The sequence below is a fragment of the Nanchangia anserum genome (assembly GCF_015240065.1).
GTDB classification, from domain to species: Bacteria; Actinomycetota; Actinomycetes; order Actinomycetales; family Actinomycetaceae; genus Nanchangia; species Nanchangia anserum.
The window spans coordinates 240804-262078 of the sequence record NZ_CP060506.1 but is presented as its reverse complement, the minus strand read 5'-3'; the positions used below and the strand labels follow the sequence as shown (position 1 = coordinate 262078).

Genomic DNA, 21275 nt, shown 5'->3' with positions numbered 1-21275 from the left:
GCTACACCCTGCCAGCGCTCCCCCTACAGCGTCACGATCCGACCTGAACGCCCCCGTGGCGCCGTCGCTTTACCTCACCATTCCTTAGACAGCATGCCGCAACCTCACCCCTGCGACGTCCTCCGGCGAGCCGCATGGGTGCCCCACGTATGCCGACGCGATGAGGCCCGTTTCACCAAATGCGGCGTGATCGTACGATGACGGCCATCCAAATCTGGCTGATGGATTCGTTCCGTCACCGCCTCGAGGATCGCCTCTGCGGTCGCGGCGTAGTTCGGATCCATCGACGTGATCTGAAAGCCGTGCAGTCCAGCCAAATAGGTGTTGTCGTAGCCGATAACGCCTACCTCGAGCCCCGGCTGAATTCCGCGCAGCCCGAGTTCCGCCACGATCTCGATCGCCAGCATGTCGTTGACGACGACGAAACAACAATTCGTCGACCCAACCTCGTCGAAAACTTCTTCAAGCGTCTGCCCGACAGCTTCCTTCGTTAACACAGTCAAGGCTTCGTCAATGCGCCCAGCCTGGGCTAAGGCATCGAGATATCCAAGTTCGCGACGACTAGAAACCGAACCGTCTACGGGGTGCGTTCGTCCCACGTAGATCACACGCTCGTATCCGACATCCAACGCATGCTGTGTCGCGATCTTTGCACCCGTGCGATTGGCGGATGTGATGGTGTCGATGTACCCACCCATAGGTTCGCGAGCTGCGACGACAAGTGGAATGTCTTCGGCCACTCGCCGAAGACTCTCTGGTGCCTGAATGGGGGCGACAACGATAACTGCGGCAACGCCAGTTTGAATAAAATGATCGATGGCCTCGGCCTCAATTTTCGGGGATTCCTGACTAAACGCGACCAGCGGCGTGAGCCCTCGATCATGGCACGGCTCACGCAACGCTTCGACGATATTTCCGAAATAGGGATTGGAAAAAGCGGGGAGTACCACACCAACGATGTTCGAACGCCGTTCAGCCAGGGCGCGCGCCGCGGCGTTGGGACGATAGTTGAGTTCGGCCATTGCCTGCTTGACCGCGCGACGGCGCTCAGCCGACACTCGCGGATCGCCGCGGACTACCAGGGAAACAAGCTGACGCGACACGCCTGCTTTTCGGGCAACATCTTCCTGGGTTACTGCCACGCCTCAGTCCTACTTTCCGTTCTCAAACACAATATCGGGATCAGGACGACGTCGCGCTTCCCACGCCGACCAGGCAAGTGCCCCTGCCTGCCCGGCTAGTCCGGCGACGAGCAGAACGGACACGTGCCCTACCGCTACTAATAGGGCAGCCACAACGACTGAGAGCGTGTGTGCGCTATACAGAATCGCTCGGGCGTGACGCAGACGGAACGAGGGAACCACCTGGCGAATAGCGACAACACCAGCAGGCATCATTATTCCGACCGACGTAACGACAGAGATGATTTCAGCCGCCGCGAGCGGAATAAACAGGGTGTCGGCAGGACCGGTCGCCGCCCACAGCGCCGCCAGAAGTAGCGTCATCATGTTGGCAAGACCGGCGTGCAGCACCATCCGCTCAGGATCTGTATGTAGCGTCACCGCAATAGGTGATTGCGGAGCGAAATAGGCAATGAGAGCGATTGCGGCGAGGGCAAATCCCGCAAGCGAAAACATCGCAGACGCGGCGCTCGATGCACCAGCATGTAGGAGGACGAGCGGTCCCACAAGCGCCCACGTCGCAATACCCGAAAAACCCAGCACGGCGGCGATGGCGTAGCCCACTCGCATGGCCCTCCTGCCCGCCGCGCTGACCACTCGCCGATGTCCAAGATCAACGAGATCGGTACCGATGAGGATTCTGATCGCTTCATCAGCACACGTTGCTCGCGTCGCTCGACCGGAATCGAGGAGAGCTTTCACCCCCGCGACGACATCGCCACGCATGAGGAGCGCACGCGGCGATCGCGGCATTCCCACCAAAGCCACGGCAGCGGCCAGCGCGGCCGCCACTCCAGATCCGCGCATAACGATATTGACATTGCCGCTGGCTATCCCGCTTTCTGACACCGACAACAGCGCAGTGCCAAGACTTAACGCGGCCACCATACCGAGGACGGTCGCCACCCACTGCGCCCATCGCATTGTGGCACGCTTCTCCAACGGAACACAGTCAACTGTCAATCGGGTGTGCATCGTTGTCGCCACAACGATCGTTGCCCCAACAATTGCTCGCCCAGCAAGCACCGGTAACGCAACACCCACAGCCGTTATGCCCCACGCACACATCGCCGCTAGCCGCGGCTCTATCCGTGCGCGCAGCGACGCGTCACCAACCGCACCTAACAGGATCCCGCCGGCAAAAACACCGAGATGTAACGGCCCCATCCATCTGGTTTCTCCCAGAGAGTGAGCCATAGCGGCCAACGCGAGTCCCGCTCCGACGACGCCGGTCGCGAACCCGCCGATCATATGCAAGATGACGAGGCGCATTAACGGCATTGCAGTGTGCGGATAGGACGCCATCACCTGAGCGTTGACCGCATCGCGCGTCAACTCGTGTCTCAACTCTGGCCTCCCGTCACATCCTTATTCCGCCCCGACACATCACCGCCGCGTGTATTCGCCGCGGCAAAGCGAAGCTCTACGTGTCATATCGCGCGCGCACGTACTCTTCGATCTCCTCCATCGTCTTATTCGCCGTCTCGGGCATGATCTTCCACAGCACCACCGCCACCAGCAGGTTGAAGACGCCGAACATCGTGTATGTGAGGCCACCACCCAGCGTCGTCATCATCGTTGGGAAGACAGCAGTAATCGCGGCATTGGCAATCCACATGCAGAAAACCGCCGTACCGTTCATGATCCCGCGAGCAGACGCCGGGAATATCTCACCAAGCATCGTCCAAATGACCGTACCATTCGACGACTGCACAATAAGCATGAAAATCCCCATGACGGCGAGGATCGAATACGACGCCCAAACCGGTGGCCGCCCATTCGCCGCTATCGCCGGAGCGATCGTAAAGTGGAAAATACCGGCGATCGTCAGCAGCGCCAGCCCCGCACCGATGACGTCCGCGATAAGAATCGCACGCCGGGTGAATTTCATGATGAGGACAAGTCCAAGCAGAGATCCGATAACCGACATGACACCATTTGCCATCTGCGCACCAATCGCCGCAGACGTCCCCATCCCCGCGAAGGTGAGGATCTTCGGCGCGTAATAGATCACCGTGTTGACACCTGTCGTCTGGTTCACGATCGCCAAGAACATGCCAACGAGCAGAAGTTTGCGTAGCCAGGGAGTGGCCACAACGTCGCGGAAGGTCAAGCGCTTGGCATGCTCTTCCTTGCGCGCCAAGCGCGCCATCTCCGTCATCTCTTCTGTTATGGCATCGCTGTCAGTGGACCGAATGCGCTTGAGCGCACCGATAGCCTCATATGGGCGGTTGTGAGCGAGATACCAGCGCGACGATTCGGGCATCAGCCGCATGCCCAGCCACAAACCGATGGCTGGCACGGTACACAAGACGATCATGAATCGCCAGGTAGACCCATTACCGTCCGCAAGAACAAGGTTCTGAGTGAACTGGCGGAACGCCTCCTCCGAACCACCAAAATGGGTGCCCTGCAGAGCTGCCACCTCGTCCCAGACGTGATCACCAGGTGCGAGGAGGCCAGCGGGATCGCGCTCAACAATGATATACGGGCCGCCCGAGTAGGCAGCGATTGCCGTGTTCATGGCAAACGCGAGGAGTTGGCCCGTGACGATCATTAGCTGATCGAGCGCAACAATCGTGCCACGAATGTGTTTAGGTGCGGTCTCTGCCAGAAAAACGGGAACCGTAGCTGAGGCACCACCCACGGCCAGTCCCAAGACAAAACGGAAAACATACATCACCCAGATGTTTGGGGAAAATGTATTTCCCAATGCGCCGACTATGAACAACAGGGCTAGCAGCAACAGATTGTGTCGACGACCGTATCGATCCGAGAGACGCCCACCGACCAACGCACCGCACGCCGCGCCAAAGGTGAGGATCGACCCGACCAAGCCTTCCTCTGCTGCATTCAGATGCATACCACCGGCACCAGCCGGCATATACATGTACGGCAATGCCCCCGATATCACGCCCGTGTCGTAGCCGAACAACACCGAGCCCAAAGTTGCGACCGCAGTCAGGGCGATCATGCCGCGCCGTTTTCCTGACGCAGGCGTAGCATCGATAAGCCGCTGCAGCGCAGATCGATCCATTGAGGATAGGTCAATATCCCTACGTGAGGACATCCTTCGCTCCTTCATCACGGGCTGCCACCCCACCAGTGGGACACTTCAGCAGCTCCTACACAGCTGCGGCCTCCGCTGCGTGCGACGACCTAACTGCCGCGCACAATTGCCGGCAACCACTCCCCTCTATGCGCATGACGATACGCCATAGGCGACGGCTCGACTGGGAGACACGTCAGCGCATCCCCTGCCCGTCTCAGGCACAGCATCCCGCAAGCGGGTCCTACACGCTCTGCGCCATCCTCCAGTAGACGTTGTTCCAGGCCAGTCGATCTTCAAATGCCGTCACCGACGTGTCGGAGTCGATAGCAGCCAGCTCCATCTCGGCAACAGTCGCGAAATCACGCCATACATCGAGGCCGCATTGGGTGGTCATCACCGTGTGGTGGGCACCGCCAGCTGCCAACCAACACCGAACCGATGTGGAGAAATCTGGACGTGGAACCCACACGGCAGAAGCAACGGGGAGATTATCGAGAGGCTCGCTGGGACCGACGACGTCGACGACATTTGCTGTCAACCGGAATCGATCGCGCATGTCCGATAGTGCCACGACGACCGCCTCGCCGGGATCAGTATCAAATACCAACCGCACTGGGTCCTCGCGCCCACCAATATCGAGCGGGTGAATCTCCAACGACGGAGTCGATCCCGTCAGACTCGGACAGATCTCGAGCATATGGGCTCCAAGGATCCGCTCACTGCCCGGCGCCATCTCGTAGCAATAGTCCTCCATGAGTGAGGCACCGCCCGGCAATCCATATCCCATGACCTTCGCCAAGCGCACGAGCACAGCAGTCTTCCAATCGCCCTCCGCGCCGAATCCGTACCCTTCAGCCATGAGCCGCTGTACGGCGAGACCGGGCAACTGCTTGAGGCCACCGAGATCTTCGAAGGTATCGGTGAAAGCGCTGGCGTTGCGGTCGGCGAGAAAGCGTCGCAAACCAATTTCCTGGCGCGCCGCCTCTCGCAGTGAGTTATGGCGAGCTGCTCCTGGCATGAGATCGCCCGCAACGCGATACGTCGCCACGTACTCCTCGATGAGTGTCTCGACATCTGCATCGCCCACCGAAGCTACGGCATCCACTGCTTCATTGACGGGCCACGTGTTAACAGCAACGCCCAGAGCGATCTCGGCCTCGGTCTTATCACCTTCGGTAACAGCAACGTTGCGCATGTTGTCGCCGATGCGAGCGACGCGTGTCTCGTGTAGCTCAGCCCACCCGACAGCCGCCCTCATCCACGTCGCAATCTCGCGGCGTGTGTGCTCGTAGGACACATGCCCGACGACGGTCTTACGCCTGATACCCATGCGCGTAAGGATGTAGCCAAATTCGCGATCGCCATGTGCGGACTGGTTGAGGTTCATATAGTCCATGTCGATGCTCGACCACGGCAAATGGGGCGATGCTTGCGTGTGCAGGTGCATCAGCGGTACGTCTAGAGCCTTCAAGCCCAGAACCCAGTTCTTTGCCGGCGAAAATGTGTGCATCCACATCATGACGCCGACGCAGGCATTATCGGCATTGGCGTCGAGGACAATGCGACGAATCCCGTCGCGTTCCTTGCACACCGGCTTCCACACAACCTTTAACGGCAGCTGCGCGGAATCGTTGAGGATCGCGACGAGAGCCCGGGATTGCTCTTCCACACAAGCCAACGCTTCGGGCCCGTAGAGGTCTTGAGAGCCTGTAAGAAACCAGATTTCACGCCCGCTGTATGGATTGATACGCATAACTACTCCTCGTGTTGGCCATAGACGTTTTGATAGCGATCCCACAGTGAGTCAATGTGGTGCTGCGCGATCGGTGCGAGGTCTCCGCCCTCGCGTGCGATGTGGATGGTGCGCGCAACTTCCTCGCACATAGCAGCGGCTTTCACAGCATCACGACCATCACGACCAACAGTGAACGGACCGTGGTTCTTCATCAGTACCGCGCGCGAACGCGAATTCTTCAAGGTCTCCACGATGCCTCGCCCAATTGAGTCGTCGCCGATGAGTGCAAACGGACCCACAGGGATTGGGCCACCAAACTCGTCACCCATCATCGTGAGAACACACGGGATCTCTTCGCCACGCGCCGCCCATGCGGTGGCGTATGTCGAGTGCGTGTGAACGATGCCTCCGACCTCGGGCATATGACGGTAAACGTAGGCGTGAGCAGCCGTGTCAGACGACGGGGTGAGCCATTCGGGCGTACCGTCCGTGACCTTATGCCCCTCCAGGTCGCACACGACCATGACATCCGGACTTAATTCATCGTATGAGACGCCTGACGGCTTGATCACGAACAGGTCGGCCCCGGGGACACGCTCCGATACATTGCCCGCGGTCCATACCACAAGTCCCCAGCGCGGCAATTCGGCGTGCAGCTGAGCGACAACCTGACGCGTATGCGCGACGGCAGCCTGCAACTGCGGATCGGCTTCTTTGAGAACAAACGACATCGATTTTCCTCGTTCGATAGCGCCTTTGCTTGCACGAGCGCCATCAGCGCTCACGATGTGAACGTTAACACTCGCGCGAACGCGTTGCAAGACTGCCTGCGCTGCGCACCATCCTCGGACCAGCCCGCTTCGAAACACCTATGTCGCTAGAATCACCCTCATGTGCGCAGCGAAGCCCTTCCTCCTCATCTCGACGCGCTCACAGCCCGAGATCCTCGCCTCCGAATACGACGTGTTTCAGAGATTTACCGGACTTGAGCCCAGCCGCCTCATCCACTACCACCTGGACCGTGACCCACTCGTGACGTTCGCACCTGATCGGTGGGCAGGAATCATCTTGTGTGGCTCTCCGTACAATTCACTAAAGCCGGAGGGGGAAAAGGATCCCGTTCAAATTCGAGTCGAAGCTGACATATCTCGGCTTCTCGACCAGCTTGTCCCAATCGATTTTCCGTTTCTCGGCGTGTGCTACGGCGTCGGGACCCTACTCGCCCATCAGGGCGGGGTCGTCTCGCAGCGATATGCCGAGGAGATTTCCGCTCCCGAAATTTCACTAACCGACGAAGGCCGTGCCGACCCTCTCATGCAGGGCCTGCCGCAAGCCTTCCGCGCGTATGTTGGCCACACGGAGGCAGCCGAAACGCTGCCGGAATCCGCAGTGCTGCTCGCTTCCTCGCCGTCGTGCCCTATCCAGCTATTCCGCGTTGGCCACAACATGTACGGGACACAGTTCCATCCCGAACTCGACTGGCCGGCGTTGTACATCCGGATCCTCGAATATGCCTCGGCCGGGTATTACCCACCCACTGAGCAACGCCGAATTATCGAGTCATGCGAGGCAGCCAACGTCGGCCATGTGCACAGGATTCTCGCCAACTTCGTGAAAATCTACGGCTGAACCACGCACAGTCACGACCTCACGCAAGCCGAGTACGCACCAAAGGCGACTGACACATTTGCGCGTGCCGATTCCCATCGACGCGCTTCTGCGTCCATGTCGTAGAACGACCGTGTCGCGAGGCCGCCAGGCCACGAGGCGATATCGTCCATCTACCGGCCTAACAGCTCCAGCGTCTTCGCCCACTTTTCGACAAACCGGGCATGGCCTGCCTTCATGTCGCCGCCAACCGGGGGGAGGCGGGAAGAAGGAATCCCTAATGCGTGGGGACTTTTGGACGGAGAAGAACCGCAGCATGTCGAGTTTGTCGATCGTGGCGTTGCGTCCCGGCTCGTAGGTGTCAAGCCACGGGGCCTAACTGTGGGTGATGGCCGACAAGTCCGCGCCCGAAAGGTGTCCATAGTGGTCGACCACGGCCTCTGTCATCAGTCTTTCGGATTCACTCAACCGGGCTGGGTCGCCAGCGCGCAGACGGGTTTCCCCGTCGTACTTGATGTCGTTACGCACGATCGGGAACACCAGGCCGCGTTCCCACGCCTCGGCCTCGTCGGCGAACAGTTCCCGGCCCGTCCACGCAAGCGACCAGTCTTGAGCGAGATAAAGCAGCGCACACAATTTGCCCGCTCCTGCATCCCTGTCTAGGCGCTCATCTATCGCTGCCGCCACATCGAAAATGTCAGCCATGATCCCGGCCTCTTACCAGCTTCTAGACCTGGACGACGTCAACCATAAACGCGCCCTCAGCTAAGCCGGTCTGGTAGGCGATAGCCTCTCGTAGTTCCTCGGCCGCATCGGCAATGCCCGTCACCTGCGAGAAACAGCCTGCTTCTTCGCATGCCAGACAGTAGACCCCCGCTGCCGCATCCCACTCAGCTCGAACAGTAAACATCTTCACCCTTCGAGTCTAGGCATTCTCCATGGGCACAGCTAGACACCATTGATCGGCCAAGGGGACGTCTATGTCGCGCACACACCAAACCTGTCACGCCTAGAATCACCCGCAGCAGCGCGTCAACGACACGACCCGCATCCTGATAGGCGTATGCCACGTCACGAGCTGTACGGTGCTATTTTCGAGCATACTTACTACATACGGCAGACGGCGCAGGGCAAGATTTCGTCCACTGCATGCCACTATGTGGCGACACAGTACGCAATGCAATACCTGGCCATGTGTATCGTTCGATCTTGACCCCCTTACCGCGCGAAAGAAGATAGGATAACCGGTATGGTACTAGATGAACATGACCTTTATGAAGACTTATGCGATTGGGGCGGGGCTATTGGAGACTTGACGCTGTTCGTGTGGCCTCATTTGACCCCCGAGCGTCGTAAAGAGCTTACTGAGGAACTTGAATGGTACCCATGGAACATGGTCGAACCCATGTTGGAGCTATGTCCGGCCGAGGTGGCCGTACCTGAGCGTATCCTCACCGGCCTCGAGGAAGAGGCTACCGAGCAAAAAAGAGAAGCCGGCGTATACGGATTGGAGGCACTCGGCGCGATTAAGCGTCATCGCGCGCGCCACGCCAGCCGTCAAAGTTAACGCGAGCTAGTAGATATAGTTACCGTTCGATCTCGACGCCCTTACCACGCGAAAGAAGATAGGATAACGCGTATGGGAACGGAAGGAGACAAGGCACTCGCGGCCATACGCGCGTGGGGCGGCGTGCCCGCTGACCTTGCGCTGTTCATCTGGCCGCACTTGACCGACGAGTATCGTGACATCGTGGGCTGGGATGGCGCGTGGGATCCGTGGGCTATGGCTGATTCTGTATTGGCGTTTTGCCCCGACGAGCTGGCTATTCCCGAACAGTTTTTAACCGCGTTTGAGGATGAGGCGAAGGAGCTGGCCGCGCAGGATGACGTTTGGGGGCGTATGGCGCTCGAAACGATTAAGCGCTACCGCGCTGACCATGCGCGCACCACAGCCGGCGCGAATCCTTAGGTAACCTCACGACCATAGCTGCCATTCCCTGTTAACGATCTCACCACCAGAAATGAAATAGAATGGCAGCATGGGCCTCATGGAGGAAATGGCGCTTGAGATGATACGCGATTGGGGCGGAAGCGCCGGAGAGCTTGGGATGTTCATCTGGCCTCACTTGACCCCCGATGACCGCGCGGGTTTGCTCACTTCCGGCGACGGCGACCCGTGGGCGATGATCGAATGCGTGTTAGAGCTGTGCCCGTATGAGGTTGCCATACCTGAGCGGCTTCTAACCGCGTTTGAGGAGGAGGCCAAGGAGTTCGCGGCCGATGGCGACGCATGGGGCAAGATCGCGCTATCAACCATTAGGAGGTACCGCACCCATCACGCGCAATACGTCGCGCAAGCCAGAGAGACCGCGGAGGCTAAGGCAAGCTAGCCGCCGCGTCTGAATAGTTTTGACCGTCTTACCCCGTAACGGGGTGGGGCGGTTTTATTATGCCCTGAAACGGGGAACCCGCACGCCCGCAACGGGCCGAACCCACAGGAGGAGGGCGCAATACCCAAAGACGACACCGACAAGCAAGCCGAGACCACGACCGACGCCACGCCACACACGCCACGCGCGGGGATGACACCGCGGCCGATATCGATAGTCAGCTGCTGTCCGTGCCCACGCAAGCCAAGTGTCGATAAATGCAAGAATCCCGGTGTCTCACTCAACGACTCCAGACTCCTTCGCGGAGATGGAGGGATTCGAACCCTCGAGGGGCTTACCGCCCCAACCTCCTTAGCAGGGAGGCGCACTAGGCCACTATGCGACATCTCCAGTCGCGAACAGTGTAGCCAACCCGATCGCGTGCCCGCAAACCTCCGCGACTGGCACTCGCCACCGCCCTCGGCTCGTCGCGACCGCGACAGATGCCGCTACTATAGGGGAGGCGGGTCGCCACGGCCGTGACTCGTCAGGGAGCGGTGTCCGAGCGGCCGAAGGATGCGGTCTTGAAAACCGTTGTGCGCTATGCGCACCGTGGGTTCGAATCCCACCCGCTCCGCCGAGTAGCACACGGCGCTGTCTCGCCGACAATAGGGACATGGGTATTCAGCGCGAAGGCGAGTATTACACCAAGACCAACGAGCATCATCATGACCAAATAGACCTCGAAGCCCGTGGGCTCGCGTGGCTAGCCGAGGCACAAGAGATCGGCGGTGCTCACGTCGTTGATATGGTCGCCCACGGCCCCGGGCGGCTTCGACTTCGTGCTATTCCCTCGTCGACGTGCACCCGAGACGCTGCACACGCATTCGGACACGCCCTCGCACGCACCCACGCGGCAGGCGCTCCCTACTACGGTGCCCCTCCCCGCGGGTGGAACGGCGATGGCTGGATGGGCAATGCCCGTCTGACATACGCCACCTCGAACGCCCCGGCGCGATCGTGGGGTGAGTTCTACGCACATGATCGCCTCCTTCCCATCCTCGCGCCTGCACGTGACAACGGCTCCATCACCGCCCACGGATGCGCCATCGTTGAGCATCTGTGCGCCAAGCTTGCGGACGGCGCTTATGACCACGCGCTACCTGCCCTCATCACGGCGCCGGCTGCCCGACTTCACGGCGACTTGTGGAGTGGAAACGTCGTATGGGCACCATCGGTGGAATTGACCTGGGCGCCCCGCACTGCCGGGCGTGACCCCGACCGAGACGATTCACTCCCGACCGTCGTCGGAGTCCTCATCGACCCCGCCGCGCAAGGAGGTCACGCTGAGACCGATCTCGCATCGTTGGGAATCTTCGGACAGCCCTACCTCGACGCGATCTACGACGGCTACAACTCGGTATCGAAGCTTGCCGATGGATGGCGAGAACGCGTGGGCCTCCACCAGCTCCACATGCTCCTCGTTCACGCCAACCTCTTCGGTGGCGGCTACGGATACGAGTCGGTCGCCTGCGCTAAACGCTACGCGTGAGTGTGTCCCACTAGACAGTCACGCAATTTTGTCTTCGGCGCCGCGAGCGCTAAAGTCTTAACCAGCAACCAGCGCTCGTAGCTCAATGGATAGAGCATCTGACTACGGATCAGAAGGTTGGGGGTTCGAGTCCCTTCGAGCGCGCTAACCCCGGTATCGCTGCGATCCAGCGGAACCGGGGTTTTTCCATGCTCGATGAGCATTTGTCGTCGACGCCCAAGCGCTCAACGTACCAACAACATGCCGCATGCCTGCGACGGTGTCCGCCAACGACATACCGGTAGTGCGCCCGCAAAGATTCGAGATTACCGTCGGTACATGAGCACGACGATTCCCGGTATCGGCAGCTTGATTCCCCAGCCTGCTATCTCCTCCCTCGAAATCCTTGCTGAGCCGGTTGCGGCCGCTGTGAGCACGCTTGTCGCCTCCCGTCCCGAATTTGGCGACCAGATCCTGGCCGTTTCTATCGATCCGCAGGTAGCCGATACCGAGGCGATGACCGAGGCTTTCGGCATGGACCTAGCGTTGTCGAGTAACTGCATCCTCGTTTCGGGCAAACGCCAAGGTGTGGAACGTGTGGCCGCCTGCGTCGTTCGGGCGACGACCCGGGCCGACGTCAATCACGTCATCAAGAAGCGTCTGGAGGTGCGCAAAGCCTCTTTCTGGCCAACCGAACGCGCCGTTGAGGCGTCGGGGATGGAATACGGCGGCATCACGCCGATCGGAATCCCGAGCAACTGGCGGCTCTTTATCGATTCTCGATGCACGCGCGGCTGGTCGTGCATCGGCTCGGGGCTGCGTGGGTCGAAACTATTCGTTACCGGCGAAGTTCTCTCTGCCCTGCCCGGGGCCGAAATCGTTGACGGCTTAGCTCAGTAATCACCGGCCAGACGACGAATGCTCAGCCGCGGCGCTACCGGGCGTGATGCCTGGCAGCGCCAATCGGGCGGCCTCCGAGAGGTCTCCCACGCCACGGACGGTCATTCCTGCGGGAATCCGCAGCCCGTCAAGCGCTCCTCGTGGCACGATCGCAAAAGCAAATCCCAGACGCTGGGCCTCAGCCAAGCGTCGCTCGATGCCAACGGTTTGGCGCACTTCGCCGGTTAGCGACACCTCTCCTATTGCGACGAGACGCTCCTTCGGCGCAGCATCTGATGCTGCGGAGACGATCGACATCGCCAAAGCGAGATCTGCAGCCGGCTCAGCCGTACGTGCACCGCCGACGGTTGAGGCGTACACGTCGCAAGACGACAGATCGACTCCCAATCGCGCCTGCAAAACGGCGAGGATCATCGCGACGCGCGAGCTGTCGACTCCCGAGGTCGTTCGACGCGGCGACCCCGCCGACGTCTTCGCTACCAGCGCTTGGACCTCGGTAGGCATCGGGCGACGTCCTTCGAGCGTCACGGTAACGCAGGTCCCCGGAACAGATTGCGATGTTTGGGATAGGAACAGGCCGGAGGGATCCTCAAGGCCGAGGATCCCCCGGTCAGCCAACTCAAAACAACCGACCTCGTCGGTGGGTCCGTAGCGATTCTTCACGGCGCGCAACAGGCGCAATCGCGTGTGCCGATCCCCCTCAAAGTGGAGCACCACGTCGACAAGATGCTCGAGGACGCGCGGACCGGCGATGTTGCCGCTTTTCGTCACGTGGCCCACGAGGAGCACCGGAATGTTGCGCTGTTTGGCTACCGCGATTAGCGCACCGGCGACCGCACGTACCTGAGTCACGCCGCCGGGCGATCCTTCTTCGGTGGGACTGGCCAGGGTCTGCACCGAATCGACGACAACGAGCGCGGGAGCGTGCGCTTCAATATGTCCCAGAGCGCGGGAAAGATCATTCTCAGCGGCGAGAAGCAAGCCTGGATCGAGGGCGCCAATTCGTTCGGCTCGCAACCGCACCTGCGAGGCCGATTCCTCTCCCGTGAGGTAAAGGACCGTTCCTCCTGAGCTCGCACGCACGCGCTCCGCTGCCTTCGCGGCAACATCAAGCAGAAGCGTCGACTTACCGATCCCGGGTTCGCCCGCCAAAAGGACGACAGCACCGGGGACCATTCCCCCACCCAACACACGGTCGAGCTCCGACACGCCGGTCGAGCGGGCTTGAGCCGCCTGCGCATCGACCTGGCCAATGGGCAACGCGGGAGATAACGGGACAGCACTGCGAGATGGTGCACCTGACCCCGAAACGACGTCTTCCTCGAGACTCTGCCACGCCTTGCAACTGCGACATTGCCCCGCCCATTTGGGATACGTTGTCCCACAATTCGTACACCGGAAGATCGACTTGGTTTTGGCCATGTCCCTAGGCTAGTAGCCAGCGCATAGCGGTAAGCGGCCCCCACGGAGGCGTCTCAACGTCACCAGCCCGAGTAGGCTGGAGACCTACGACCTGGTAACGGAGGAAATATGGCGAAAAAGAATAGTCCAAACGGCATTCTCGTCGTGGGGCTTGGTCGTTTTGGCTCCGCAGTCGCCGTGACGCTGGAAAAGATGGATCGCGAGGTCCTCGTCGTCGAGAATTCTTCCCGCAAGGTCAACCAGTGGCAGGGACGTATTCCCCTGATCCAAGCAGATGCCACCCAGATGGCTGCTCTCGAGCAGCTGGGGGCAAGTGACTTCGACACCGCGGTAGTCGGCATCGGCTCCTCACTGGAGGCCTCGGTGCTGGTGACGGCGAATCTTGTTGATCTTGGGCTGCCGCAGATCTGGGCGAAGGCCACATCGCGCGAACACGGGCGAATCCTCAAGCGCATTGGGGCCCATCACGTCGTCTACCCGGAATACGACGCGGGCCAGAGAACGGCTCACCTCGTTGGGGGACAAATGCTCGACTACATCGAGATGGACCGTCGCGGGTTCTCGGTGGTCAAGATGCGCCCGCCCAAGGAGACCCACGGATTTACGTTGGGCGAACTCGATCTGCCGGCCCGCTATGGCATCCAGGTCATCGGGGTTCTCTCCCCCGGCCACCCGTTCGAGTACGCCAAAGCCGATACACGCATCGACCCCGACTCCCTGCTGATCGTGTCCGGTGATACCGAACTCCTCGAGCAGTTCGCCACGCGAGCCAACAAGACCCGACGCGGATGACGCTGCCGGCGCACGCGCGTGCGGATTATTCCAACGCCCGCCAGCTCCTCAACTCGGCGCACCGACGACCGAATGCGGTCTCGCTGATCCACGCCGCACCCGGGTATACGCGCCGGTGGACGGTGCGAGAGGTTGCCGACCTAGTCGCCCGCGCCGCATCGTGGCTGAGGAATCACGGTGTTGGAGAGGGCGATCACGTCGTCTGCTGTGCCCCCAATGATCCCGCACACCTCATCCTTGCGCTCGCATGCCAGTGGATCGGGGCTGTCTTCGTCCCAATGCCTGTCACCGCGGCACCGGCTGAATTACGCATGCTCACCGCCATCGCGGAGGCTCGCGTGTACGTGGGGACCCGCCAGGAGTTGGCCGACGTTGTGTCGCCAGGGGAGTTCTTCGCCGCGATCAGCGCCGTTGCCCCCATTGACACCCAACCCGCACGCCTGAGCGAGGCGATCGTCGCCATGGTGTTTACGTCCGGATCCTCCGGCGACCCCAAGGGCGTGTGCCTCTCAGCAGGTGCCTTATGGTGGTCAGCCCTCGCCTTCCGCTCAGGATTCGGCTACGCGCCCGCGAGTGAAACCGAACTTGTATGCGCGCCGCTATCGCACATCGGTGGACTCAACGGCACGACGCTTGACGTCCTCGCCGGTGGCGGCACCGTCGTCATTCTCCCCCGTTTCGAGCCACGCCAAGTCCTCGACACCATCGAGCGTTTTCGCGTGAGCATGGGATTCGTCGTGTGCGTTCCGACGATGGTGGCGGGCACTACGCGCCTGCCCACAGTGGCCGCACGCGGATCTGTCATCGTGGCGTCGCCCACTCGTCGGCGGTGATGCGTTACCGGCTTCTCTGGCGCGGTCCCTGCGACGGCGTGGGCTGGAGCCGATACACGTGTGGGGCCTGACCGAGGCCGGGGGCGCGGGAGCATGTCTAAGCCCCGAAACAGCGCCCGGACGTGACGGGAGCGTCGGCACTCCTCTGCCCTACGTTGACATAGCCGTCTGCGATGACGACGCACGCCCGATCACGACTGCCGGGCAAATCGGACATGTGTGGATCGGTGGGCCAGGGAGCTTCAGCGGGTACCGGCACGACGGGGGTCTTCAGCCCCCGAGCTGGCACCACATTGCCGGCACCGATCTCTTCGATAGCGGCGACCTGGGCTTCTGGGACGAACAGGGATATCTGACGATCACCGGTCGGGCCAGCCGCATGATTCCCACCGGCGGGGAACTACTCGCCCCGTCGCAGGTGGAAACGGCGCTTATCGACGTCGCCGGAATGCTCGAAGCCGCCGTCATCGGCGTCCCCGATGATTACTGGGGACAAGCGATCGCTGCCGTATGCGTTCCCGGGACACAGGCTCTGCCGCTTGATGAGGTGCGCCGCCTGCTTCGCCCACACGTGGCCGGCTGGAAATTGCCGCGGCACCTGCACTACGTCGAGTCATTGCCTCTCACGGCGAGCGGAAAAGTGGATTACCGTCGACTCGCCGAGTTTTTCGCATAACCGCGAGCGTTACCTCCGTATCGAGAAGTGTCGCTGGCACAATGGAGGAATGAACTCGCCCACACCTTCCTCGCGTTTTCTCGCCCGACTCGGCACCGCGGGAGCTATCGCCGGCCTCGCCTGGTGTGCCGTGACTCCTGCTGTCGCCGAGTCGCCAGTCGATTCAGGTGGCCAACGCGTTGTTGACCACTCGGGGCGTCTGAGCAGTAACGATATTGCGCAGGCGCAAGCGGCGACCGACGGCACCGAGCTGTATGCGGTCTACGTCAATTCCTTTGACGGGCTCGATCGGACGCGGTGGTGTGTCGAGACAGCGCAACGCTCGCGCCTCGATACCCGTGCTGTCCTGCTCGTTGTCGCCACCGATGACCGCGACTTCGATCTGTGTGCCGGGAGCGCGGTCGAACTTGGCTCCTCCGAGCGCCACCAGATAGCCGATGCGGCGCGTGGCGAACTCTCTGATAACAAATGGTCGGGAGCGACTGTTGCCGCGGCACGCGAACTGAAAGCACTGGAGACGTCGCGCGGGGACGGAGGCACCCGCGGCGGTGGCGATAGTGACTCCGAGAGTGGCGGGCACAGCTTTGTTCTTATCGGGGCGCTAGGACTGCTCGTCATTGCTGGCGCGGGGGCCTACATCGCTCTGCGGAAGAACCGTCGTGCGCATCGCGCAGCCTCATCGCCAGCGATGCAAACCGCAACAACCGCGCCCGCGACGATCGACGAGGCTACCCGCGTGATCGTCGAGGTTGACGACCACGTTCGCCAAGCTCGTGAAGATCTCGATTTCGCCTCTGCCGAACTCGGAGAAGCAAAGGTCGGGCCCTTCGAACAGGCGCTGCGCGATGCGGAGACGCATCGTGACAAGGCCTGGCAGTTGCTGCGTGACGCCCAGCAAACGGGGAACGGTGCCCAACGCGATCGTTTCCTGCGGACGGCTATCGATGAGGCAAATGCTGCCGGTGCCGTGATTACCCGCCAATCACAGGCATTCGCTCAGGCACGCAAGATCCAGGAACGCGCCGGCGACGACCTCGCAGCGGCCGAACGCCTCATCATGGACGCGCGGCGATCACAAGAGATGATGAGCGAGGAACTTCAGCGCCTCCACCACGATTTCCCCCACACATCTTTCACTTCTCTTGATGACAATCCCGATCAAGCTGATCGATTGTTGACGTCAGCCGAACACACCCTCGCCAGCGGCAAGCAGGCGTGGGCCGCCGGTGACCGCGACGCGGCAATCGCCCAGCTCACACTGACCCAGCGAGCCATCACACAGGCTGATAACCAGATTCGTCAGGTGATGGAGGCGCGGGCGACTCTCGGCGACGTGAACAAGGCGCTTCTGCGCGAAATTTCTGCACTCGGTTCCGATCTTGATGACGCCGCTCGACTGGCAAAGGACTCGGAGGCCGTGCGTCCACTCGTTGCCGAAGCCCACGAGGCAATTGCTACTGCTAACGCTGCGCGCGAAGGGCAGGGGGATCCGCTAGCGGCGATGGAGCGGATGATCGACGCAAATGCGGCGCTTGACGAGGTTCTCGATCCCCTGCGTGAAGCCGAGGCGACAACGGCGAAAGCACAAGGTGCGGTGCGCTCGCGCATGGGGCAGGTCGAGCGTCGTGTCAGCGAAGCTGAGGCCTATATTTCTGCTCATCGCGGCGCAGTCGGCGCGGTGGCACGCGAACGAGCTAACCACGCTCACAAACTCCTCGATCAGGCGCGTGATCTCGTGGCAACGGATCCGAAGACTGCCGAACAGACGCTCCATGAGGCCGACGCTTTGGCATCCCAGGCTCAAGCAATCGCCGAACAAGATGTCGCGCGCGGACGCGACGACGACTTTGGCGCTGATTCGTTCTCGTGGGACTCGCATCATGGTCGCGGCGGCACCGGGATTGACGTGGGATCACTGATCCTTGGCGGTCTCCTGTTCGGTGGCGGTGGCGGTCATTCCTCGTCGTGGGGCGGCCAGACCGGCGGCTTTGGCGGGGGAAGTTTCGGAGGCGGCGGTGGCTTCTCGGGCGGTTTCTCGGGGGGCTTCGGCGGCGGCCGCTTCTAACCCATCGCTATACAAGTGCGGCCCGAACCTTGAGGTTCGGGCCGCAGCATGCGCAGCGGAAACTAACCAACGAGGCGTCGGTACGTCGGGCTTCCGTACACCGGCGCGATCTTCACGTAATCACCCGGTTTGGGGGCGTGAATCATTTGGCCGTTGCCGATGTAAATGCCGACGTGGCCGCCGTAGTAGACGAGGTCACCGGCACGGGCGTTTGCCTTGCTCACCTGATAGCCGGTTGCGCCCTGGGCCCACGAGACGCGCGGGAGATTGATGCCAAGGGCACCGCGGTATGAGTACTGGACGAGTCCGGAGCAATCGAAGCCTGAGGTAGAAGCACCACCCCACACGTAGGGCTTCCCGATGAATTGCTTCGCATAGGCAACCACGGCAGCGCCGGGGTTTGTCGTCGAGGTTACGGCCGGGGCCTTGCTCGGAGCGGGCTGCGGCTTGGTGGTCGCAACCGGTGCCTTCGTGGCCGTCGGCTTCGGAGCTGGCGCCGGGGCCTGCTGGGTCGGCTTGGGCGCCACCGTCGCCGTCGGCGTTTGCGTCGGAGTCTGAGTGGGCGCCGAAGCCTCCTGCTCCTCCTGCTCGGCCTGTTGAGCTTGTTCAGCCTGCTGGGCCTGCTGCGCTTCGCGCTCAGCTTCCTCCAACGCGGCCTGCTCCGCCGCTGCCTGGCGCTCCGCCGCTTGGCGATCGAGCTCGGCCTGGCGATCTTGCTCGGCCTCCAGTGTCACCCCGCGCGCCTGCGCCAGTTCGGCGACCAGCTCTTCGCGCCGGGTATCGAGCTGACCGAGGGTATCGTTGATCGACTTCGCAACGGTGTCGGCACGGTCCTTAGCCTGCTTCGCTCGGGCCGCATAGTCCTGCTGACGCTGCAGCGCGGCTTTCGCCGCCTTGGCCTTCTGATCGGCCGCGGTCTGGGCTGCCTCGAACTCGCGAAGCTCCCCACTGGCTCGCTCACCAAGAACGTCGACCGCGATCTTACGCACCTCGACGGCGTCCATACCGTCTTCGGTCAGGTAAGGCGCGATGCCCGATAGGGACCCACCGCCGGTGGTGTAGACCGTCTGAACGAGGTAACGCAGTTTGGAACGTGCCTCTTCCACACGCACGTTCGCTGCCGCAAGGGCGGCATCAGCGTTCGCGACATCCTGCTGGGCAACCGTGAGGTTGGACATCGCCGCGTTGTAGTTGTTCTCGGCGACTTCGGCGTCATCGCGGGCAGCCTGTGCCTGCTTTTCAACTTCAGCAAGCTGCGACTCGATACCCGCAACCGAGTCTGCGGCCGCCTTCTCGTCGGCCTGCGCGCTCGCGACCCGATCATCATAAGAGTCCGCATAAGCCGGGATTACAGCTGTCGATGTCGTGATGGCACACATCGCAGCCAGCGCAATCACGGGAGCGGTTCTCGTGCGACCACTCGGGCGTTTGCGTGGAACCATGCCACTTCCTCCTGAATGATTGTGTCCCACCCCTTCACAGTGAGAACGCCCTCACGCTACAGCACATGAGTCACAGTCGCAACAACATTCACAAGAACCACATCAGTGTCATTTCGCCTTTTTCGCGGTCTTTCGGTGTGGACGTCACACACACGGTCCACATGTTGAGACACGTTGGGTCGTCGAGGCATCGGCAACGCACACTAGCGACATGACACGTCGAATGCCTCGCTGACCCGCACGGTCAGCACCAGCCGCGGCCCACGCCGCTCCATTCGTCATTGCCGTGCAGAAGACGGTCTCGGGACCGATGCCTGCGCGGCTTTCGCGTATCCGGGACCTCACGGCTCACCATGGAAAGGTTCCTGATATGTCCTCCCACCGTTTTGAAACCCGCCAGATTCACGCCGGAACTGCTCCCGATCCGACAACCGGTTCCCCCGTTCTCCCGCTGTACCAGACCTCGGCCTACGTGTTTGATTCCGCCGAGCAGGCGGCCCAACGCTTCGCTCTGGCCGAGCCGGGTCCGATTTATACCCGTCTGGCCAACCCCACGACCGATGCGGTCGAGGCTCGCGTAGCTGATCTCGAGGGTGGGATCGGCGCCCTCGCCGTCTCCTCCGGTGCAGGATCGCTCATCCTCACGCTCACCACGATCGGACGCGCCGGCGACAATATCGTCGCCTCCCCGTCGCTCTACGGCGGCTCTAAGGCGGCCCTCACCAACAACCTGCCCCGGCTAGGCATCGAGACACGCTTCGTGGATGATCCTGCCGATCCGGCGTCGTGGGAGGCCCTTGCCGACGAGCGAACTGTCGCTTTCTTCGGTGAGACCATCCCGAATCCGCGTGGCGACATACTCGACATCGGGCCCATCGCTGACGCCGCACATCGCGTCGGCGTGCCCTTGATCGTCGACAACACCGTCGCGACCCCCTACCTGACGCGTCCTATCGAGTGGGGCGCTGACCTGGTCATCCATTCGGCAACGAAGTACCTGGGTGGACACGGGACCTCGATGCTCGGACTCGTCGTCGATGCCGGCCGGTTTGACTGGACCGCCGATCCCGAGCGCTTCCGCGAGTTCTCGACGCCGGACGCCTCCTACCACGGCCTGGTCTACGGCGAACTCGGCGAACAGGCGTTCCTCGTCAAGGCGCGCGCACAAGGTCAACGCGACTTTGGATGGGCCCCGTCACCGTTCAATGCGTTCCTCGTCAATCTCGGTCTTGAGACGCTGTCGTTGCGGATGGAGCGCCATTGCACCAACGCTCGCTCGGTCGCCCAGTGGCTCGAGGAGCACCCTCGCGTGACAACCGTGAACTATCCCGGTCTGGAGTCCTCGCCCTACCACACGCTGCAGCTCACGTATGCCCCCGCCGGCGCGAGCGGCGTCCTCGCATTTGATATCGACGCCAGCCGCGACGACTGTGTCCGATTCGTCGATGCGCTCAAGCTGTATTACAACGTCGCCAATATCGGAGACGTTCGTTCACTCGTCGCCCACCCGGCATCGACCACGCACTCGCAGTGCACGGATCGCGAGCTCGCCGCCTGCGGAATCTCGGCATCAACGATCCGTCTGTCGATCGGTCTCGAACACGTCGACGACCTCATCGCCGATCTCGAACGCGGCTTCGCGACGCTGAGCTAGGAGGGGCGGCCGCAC

The 21275-nt window shown here is 61.5% G+C and carries 20 protein-coding genes, 3 tRNA genes and 1 pseudogene; 14 read left to right on the top strand and 10 right to left on the bottom strand.

Annotated elements, in window-relative coordinates:
* Positions 1 to 104: 104 nt before the first annotated feature.
* The 5 genes from H8R18_RS01105 to H8R18_RS01085 all read right to left on the bottom strand — a co-directional run bounded on the left by H8R18_RS01105 (position 105) and on the right by H8R18_RS01085 (position 6699).
* On the bottom strand, positions 105 to 1142 hold the full coding sequence (locus H8R18_RS01105; protein ID WP_191071857.1) for a LacI family DNA-binding transcriptional regulator: 1038 nt from the start codon (positions 1140 to 1142) through the stop codon (positions 105 to 107).
* A gap of 9 nt (positions 1143 to 1151) precedes the next feature.
* The gene (locus H8R18_RS01100; protein WP_194189316.1) at positions 1152 to 2516 is read right to left on the bottom strand and encodes a hypothetical protein; all 1365 of its coding nucleotides are present in this window, start codon (positions 2514 to 2516) and stop codon (positions 1152 to 1154) included.
* Positions 2517 to 2604: 88 nt separating this feature from the next.
* A complete protein-coding gene (locus H8R18_RS01095) occupies positions 2605 to 4251 on the bottom strand; it encodes an MFS transporter (RefSeq protein ID WP_191071855.1) in 1647 nt (548 codons plus the stop codon).
* A 223-nt stretch (positions 4252 to 4474) separates the two neighbouring features.
* Complete coding sequence (gene araA, locus H8R18_RS01090) at positions 4475 to 5986, bottom strand: L-arabinose isomerase (RefSeq protein ID WP_191071854.1); 1512 nt, start codon at positions 5984 to 5986, stop codon at positions 4475 to 4477.
* A gap of 2 nt (positions 5987 to 5988) precedes the next feature.
* A complete protein-coding gene (locus tag H8R18_RS01085) occupies positions 5989 to 6699 on the bottom strand; it encodes an L-ribulose-5-phosphate 4-epimerase (RefSeq protein ID WP_191072013.1) in 711 nt (236 codons plus the stop codon).
* 160 nt (positions 6700 to 6859) lie between these two features.
* Between H8R18_RS01085 and H8R18_RS01080 the strand changes: the two genes are divergently transcribed.
* Positions 6860 to 7597 (top strand): glutamine amidotransferase, encoded by a 738-nt coding sequence (locus H8R18_RS01080; protein WP_191071853.1) that lies wholly within the window; start codon positions 6860 to 6862, stop codon positions 7595 to 7597.
* A 354-nt stretch (positions 7598 to 7951) separates the two neighbouring features.
* On the opposite strand, the gene H8R18_RS01075 is transcribed toward H8R18_RS01080, so the two are convergent.
* Together H8R18_RS01075 and H8R18_RS01070 are read right to left on the bottom strand one after the other, a co-directional pair.
* Positions 7952 to 8281, bottom strand: a complete 330-nt coding sequence (locus tag H8R18_RS01075) for a Panacea domain-containing protein (protein ID WP_191071852.1) — start codon at positions 8279 to 8281, stop codon at positions 7952 to 7954.
* Between the two features lie 22 nt (positions 8282 to 8303).
* Entirely contained in the window at positions 8304 to 8492 is a 189-nt protein-coding gene (locus tag H8R18_RS01070) for a hypothetical protein (protein WP_191071851.1), read from the bottom strand.
* Between the two features lie 333 nt (positions 8493 to 8825).
* Between H8R18_RS01070 and H8R18_RS01065 the strand changes: the two genes are divergently transcribed.
* The 3 genes from H8R18_RS01065 (at position 8826) to H8R18_RS01055 (ending at position 9966) form a co-directional block, all read left to right on the top strand.
* The gene (locus H8R18_RS01065; RefSeq protein ID WP_191071850.1) at positions 8826 to 9143 is read left to right on the top strand and encodes a hypothetical protein; all 318 of its coding nucleotides are present in this window, start codon (positions 8826 to 8828) and stop codon (positions 9141 to 9143) included.
* Between the two features lie 72 nt (positions 9144 to 9215).
* Positions 9216 to 9545, top strand: coding sequence for a hypothetical protein (locus tag H8R18_RS01060; RefSeq protein ID WP_191071849.1), 330 nt, complete (start codon positions 9216 to 9218; stop codon positions 9543 to 9545).
* A 70-nt stretch (positions 9546 to 9615) separates the two neighbouring features.
* A complete protein-coding gene (locus tag H8R18_RS01055; protein ID WP_191071848.1) occupies positions 9616 to 9966 on the top strand; it encodes a hypothetical protein in 351 nt (116 codons plus the stop codon).
* 302 nt (positions 9967 to 10268) lie between these two features.
* On the opposite strand, the gene H8R18_RS01050 is transcribed toward H8R18_RS01055, so the two are convergent.
* Positions 10269 to 10356: transfer RNA gene (locus H8R18_RS01050), tRNA-Ser, on the bottom strand.
* 140 nt (positions 10357 to 10496) lie between these two features.
* Here H8R18_RS01050 and H8R18_RS01045 point away from each other — a divergent pair.
* The 4 genes from H8R18_RS01045 (at position 10497) to H8R18_RS01030 (ending at position 12376) form a co-directional block, all read left to right on the top strand.
* Positions 10497 to 10582, top strand: a tRNA-Ser gene (locus H8R18_RS01045).
* A gap of 39 nt (positions 10583 to 10621) precedes the next feature.
* On the top strand, positions 10622 to 11497 hold the full coding sequence (locus H8R18_RS01040; protein WP_191071847.1) for a fructosamine kinase family protein: 876 nt from the start codon (positions 10622 to 10624) through the stop codon (positions 11495 to 11497).
* 71 nt (positions 11498 to 11568) lie between these two features.
* A tRNA-Arg gene (locus H8R18_RS01035) sits at positions 11569 to 11641 on the top strand.
* Between the two features lie 174 nt (positions 11642 to 11815).
* Positions 11816 to 12376 (top strand): YbaK/EbsC family protein, encoded by a 561-nt coding sequence (locus H8R18_RS01030; RefSeq protein WP_191071846.1) that lies wholly within the window; start codon positions 11816 to 11818, stop codon positions 12374 to 12376.
* Here the strand turns inward: H8R18_RS01030 and radA are convergent, their stop codons facing one another.
* A complete protein-coding gene (gene radA, locus H8R18_RS01025) occupies positions 12377 to 13798 on the bottom strand; it encodes a DNA repair protein RadA (RefSeq protein ID WP_191071845.1) in 1422 nt (473 codons plus the stop codon).
* A 108-nt stretch (positions 13799 to 13906) separates the two neighbouring features.
* Between radA and H8R18_RS01020 the strand changes: the two genes are divergently transcribed.
* The 5 genes and pseudogenes from H8R18_RS01020 (at position 13907) to H8R18_RS01005 (ending at position 18164) form a co-directional block, all read left to right on the top strand.
* Positions 13907 to 14590 (top strand): potassium channel family protein, encoded by a 684-nt coding sequence (locus tag H8R18_RS01020; RefSeq protein ID WP_191071844.1) that lies wholly within the window; start codon positions 13907 to 13909, stop codon positions 14588 to 14590.
* On the top strand, positions 14587 to 15423 hold the full coding sequence (locus H8R18_RS01015) for a class I adenylate-forming enzyme family protein (protein ID WP_194189315.1): 837 nt from the start codon (positions 14587 to 14589) through the stop codon (positions 15421 to 15423). Before H8R18_RS01020 ends, H8R18_RS01015 begins: the two co-directional genes overlap by 4 nt.
* A pseudogene (locus H8R18_RS09840) lies at positions 15389 to 15616 on the top strand (AMP-binding protein); the annotation flags it as partial. The gene H8R18_RS01015 and the pseudogene H8R18_RS09840, both read left to right, overlap by 35 nt.
* Positions 15617 to 15640: 24 nt before the next feature.
* Positions 15641 to 16099 carry an AMP-binding enzyme gene (locus H8R18_RS09445; RefSeq protein ID WP_194189314.1) on the top strand — a complete coding sequence of 153 codons (459 nt, stop codon included), beginning with the start codon at positions 15641 to 15643 and terminating at the stop codon, positions 16097 to 16099.
* A 49-nt stretch (positions 16100 to 16148) separates the two neighbouring features.
* Complete coding sequence (locus H8R18_RS01005; RefSeq protein WP_191071842.1) at positions 16149 to 18164, top strand: TPM domain-containing protein; 2016 nt, start codon at positions 16149 to 16151, stop codon at positions 18162 to 18164.
* A gap of 62 nt (positions 18165 to 18226) precedes the next feature.
* Here the strand turns inward: H8R18_RS01005 and H8R18_RS01000 are convergent, their stop codons facing one another.
* Positions 18227 to 19561, bottom strand: a complete 1335-nt coding sequence (locus H8R18_RS01000; RefSeq protein WP_191071841.1) for a C40 family peptidase — start codon at positions 19559 to 19561, stop codon at positions 18227 to 18229.
* Between the two features lie 415 nt (positions 19562 to 19976).
* On the opposite strand from H8R18_RS01000, the gene H8R18_RS00995 reads away from it, so the two are divergent.
* The gene (locus tag H8R18_RS00995; RefSeq protein WP_191071840.1) at positions 19977 to 21260 is read left to right on the top strand and encodes an O-acetylhomoserine aminocarboxypropyltransferase/cysteine synthase family protein; all 1284 of its coding nucleotides are present in this window, start codon (positions 19977 to 19979) and stop codon (positions 21258 to 21260) included.
* Positions 21261 to 21275: the final 15 nt, after the last annotated feature.